Origin of the sequence: Mycobacterium sp. (assembly GCF_050701675.1) — a bacterium.
Taxonomy (GTDB): Bacteria; Actinomycetota; Actinomycetes; order Mycobacteriales; family Mycobacteriaceae; genus Mycobacterium.
Map to the genome: position 1 here is coordinate 1 of NZ_JBOGDD010000250.1, position 3,393 is coordinate 3,393.

At 69.4% G+C, this 3,393-nt stretch carries 3 protein-coding genes; 1 reads left to right on the plus strand and 2 read right to left on the minus strand.

What is annotated here, in order from left to right:
- Both ACRDUX_RS07155 and ACRDUX_RS07160 read right to left on the minus strand, forming a co-directional pair.
- The coding region (locus tag ACRDUX_RS07155) for a maltokinase N-terminal cap-like domain-containing protein (RefSeq protein WP_526412377.1) at nt 1-1,088 on the minus strand (1,088 nt) is incomplete at its 3' end.
- A 68-nt stretch (nt 1,089-1,156) separates the two neighbouring features.
- Nucleotides 1,157-2,347 (minus strand): hypothetical protein, encoded by a 1,191-nt coding sequence (locus ACRDUX_RS07160; RefSeq protein WP_526412379.1) that lies wholly within the window; start codon nt 2,345-2,347, stop codon nt 1,157-1,159.
- A 197-nt stretch (nt 2,348-2,544) separates the two neighbouring features.
- On the opposite strand from ACRDUX_RS07160, the gene ACRDUX_RS07165 reads away from it, so the two are divergent.
- A complete protein-coding gene (locus tag ACRDUX_RS07165; protein WP_526412380.1) occupies nt 2,545-3,354 on the plus strand; it encodes a HugZ family pyridoxamine 5'-phosphate oxidase in 810 nt (269 codons plus the stop codon).
- The last annotated feature ends 39 nt before the right edge of the window (nt 3,355-3,393 follow it).

Consider the following 3,393-nt stretch of genomic DNA (forward strand, 5'->3'; position numbering starts at 1 on the left):
CGGTCGTCCTGCGCAGCCCCGCTGCCCTCGACGAGGCGCTGGTAGGCCGCGTACTCGTAGGACCGCAGCACGCCGGCAACGTCCCGCAGCGGGGAGTCCGGTCTGCGGCGCTCCTCCAGCGGCTGCCCCGGCTCGCCTTCGAAGTCGATCACCAACCAGCGCTCGGGGGTTCGGAGGACCTGGCCGAGGTGAAGGTCGCCGTGCACGCGCTGCACGGTGATCTGCTCGCCGGCGAGCGCGCGGTAGCGCTCCTCGATCAGCCGCCGGTACTGCTCGACGGCGGGGACCATGGTGGCCACGGCGTCGAGGCGTTGCAGGAGGGTGTCGACCGGGAACGGCTCGCGTGCGTCGCCGAGGCTGGTGGCCAAGGTCCGATGCACCGAGGCGACCGCCTCGCCGAGCTGGTGCGACTCGCCCGCGAAGTCAGCTCCTTCGGCGGACAGATCGCTGGTGGCGGCGGTCGCCATGTCCCAGCCCTCCGTCGAGTTGGCGGCGAACTCGGTGACCATTCCCAGGGCGTACGGCTCGTCATCGAGGGTGGTCTCGAACGATCCGAGCAGCCGCGCCACGTGCGGGTTGCCTGCACGCGCCAACTCGCGGTTGAGTTCGATGTCGGGGTTGACGCCTGGCGTGACGCGCCGGAACACCTTGAAGATCGCGGCGTCGGAGAACACCACGCTGGTGTTGCTCTGCTCGGCGCCGACCACCCGGCCCGCCGCATCCAAGGGCAGGGCGGCGCCGGGTTCCTTCAGAAAGCGCAGCGGCCCGATCGACGCCGAGTCGTCGACCAGCGCCAGCAGAAACTGCGCGGCGGACGGGTCGTACAGGGCGTCGTAGGCGGTGTGCACGCCCGAGGTGCCGATGGTGGCGCCGGGCGCCCCGTCGGATCCGCCGTCCCAGCGCACCAACAGCTGATATCGGTGCGACGTTCCGTCGGTGAACTCGACGTCGAGCAACACCAGATCTAGGTCGCCGCGAAGCGCGACCACCTCGCCGGGTCGCACGTCGGCCAGCTCACGGCCCCGACCCGCGTACCACCTCTGCGTCGGCAGCCATCGATCGAACGGGAGTTTCGTCGCCTGAGTCATCAGTCTTCAAACCTACCCACGGTCTTCGGCTTTGAATCACCGACCAAGAGCGGCGACGGCGGCCGAACTCACTGGATGAAGCGCTCCGCCTCGGACCTCAGGTACCGGCCGGAATTGGCCTGCCGATACCCGATCACGCCGCCGCTTGCCGTCAGGGCGATCAGGCCGGCCAGACCAGGAAGTGCCACCGTGGCCACCTGGGTGATGCGCGCCGAGCGCAGATACTGCGGATAGCCTTCCCGCAGCACGGGGTTGCCCGACCCAGAACTGAACCCAGAATTGAACACGGCAGAGGTGGACGGGTTCGGCGGCGACTGCCCGGTCGGCGTCGACCCGGTCGGCGGCACCGATCCACGAACCGCCGGCGCGGGCGCGCCCGCGGGACCCGCACCGAGTACCTGTGTTCCCTCGCCGGCCGGCACCGATCCGGATCCGGTCGCGGGCTCCGATCCGCGGGCGGGCACCGATCCGGTGATCGGGCGAGACGGAGCGAGGCGGATCGGCGGAATGATCACCGGTGCCTGCACGACGGGAAGGTCCGATCCGTTGGCCATCGGTGTGGTGTCGACCGTGTCGATTGCGTCGACGGGCGCCTCCTCCATGATGCGGAACGTCGGAGCCGGCTGTGGCGTCGGTTTCGGCTTCGGTTTGAAGGGGTTGTACGGGGCATACGCGTCGGCCAGCAGCGAGTTGACGGTGCTCAAGGTCTGTCCCATGGCCGTGAAGGCCGCGAAGGGATCGGACAGATCGAGCGTCCACCGCTTGCCCTGGTAGCCGGGCACTTGCACGGGGGCGGGGATCGGCGGCGCGGAGGGCGGCGTGGCGTCGACCGAGCCGGTGGTGTGCCTGGACCGTGGCGTCTGTTCGGTCGGCGTCGAGGTGGCTTGTTCGGGGGCCTTCGGCTCCGACTTCTCTACCGGGGTCCTGTCCTTGTCGCGCTTGCGCTTGCTCGAGTCGCCTGCGGTGCCGTCCGGCAGGGTGCGCGTCCCTGGAGTCCGCCCGTTGCCGAAGATGCTGAGCGGTCGGCCCATCATGTCGCGCAGCTGGGTGACGATGTTCCTCGGGATGTCGAAGATGCTCGGCGGAGTCGCCGTCGTCGGTTCGGGTTCGACGACGGCCGGTTGGGTGACGGCCGGCGGATCAGCGGGTTCGCCGGTCCCCGTGGTGTCGTCGCCGGTGCCATCCGGATCGGCGACCGCGACGCCTGCTCCGGCGCCAGCGATCAGCAACGCGGCGAGAAGCGCACCGATTGAAGGCAAGACGCGGAGCACAGGGTTCGACACAACCCCCCTCGTTTCAGCGAAATCAAAACGCGTCAGCCGTTCAACGACGTTTGGCCAATTCTCTCACAGGATTCCGCAGGTACATATAGGAATTGGTGGCCCGCGGCCGACCGGTTCCCGGGCGGTCCAGCGGCTCGGTGAATCGGCGGCTGTTGCGGCGGTAGGGTGCGGACGTGGCATCCGATGACTTGCGCGACCACGGTGATCCTGGCGATGCTCCGTCGATCCCACCGCCGTTGGTCCCGCCCTCGGACACGACCCGCCCCTCGGCCGCCGAGGAGGCGCGCACCATCGCCGCGTCGACCAACAGCGGCACCCTGGCGACGCTGACGGCGGCAGGTGACCCGTGGGCGTCGTTCGTGACGTACGGACTGCTGGGTGGCGCACCCGTGCTGTGCGTGTCCAACCTGGCCGAGCACGGCCGCAACCTGATCGGGGATCCCAGAGCCAGCATCGGGATCGTCGCGGCGGCCACCGACAGCGATCCGCTCGCCAACTCGCGGATCACCTTGGCCGGTGTCGCGGAGAAGCCCACCGGCGATGAACGCGCCGCCGCGCGCCAAGCTCATTTGGACGCCGTGCCCGCTGCGAAGTACTACGTGGACTACAGCGACTTCACGCTGTGGGTGCTGCGCGTGGACCGGGTCCGCTGGGTCGGCGGCTACGGCCGCATGGACTCGGCCACCGGCGTCGACTACGCGGCCGCCGAGTCCGATCCGGTCCAGCCGATCGCCGCGGGCGCCATCACACACCTCAACGCCGACCACGCCGAGTCCCTCGTGCAGATGGCGAAGACGCTTGGCGGCTACCCAGACACCGTCGCCGCCACCTGCACGGGCGCTGACCGCTACGGGCTCGACCTCAAGATCACCACGGAGCGCGGGGTGGCCTACCCCAGGATCAACTATGGCGAGCGCCTCGATTCGCCGGACCAGTTGCGCTCGGCCACGGTGGAACTGACGCGACGGGCGCGCCAGGTCTGACCTGCAATACGATCGTCGTGTGCCCGACCGTCCCGAAAC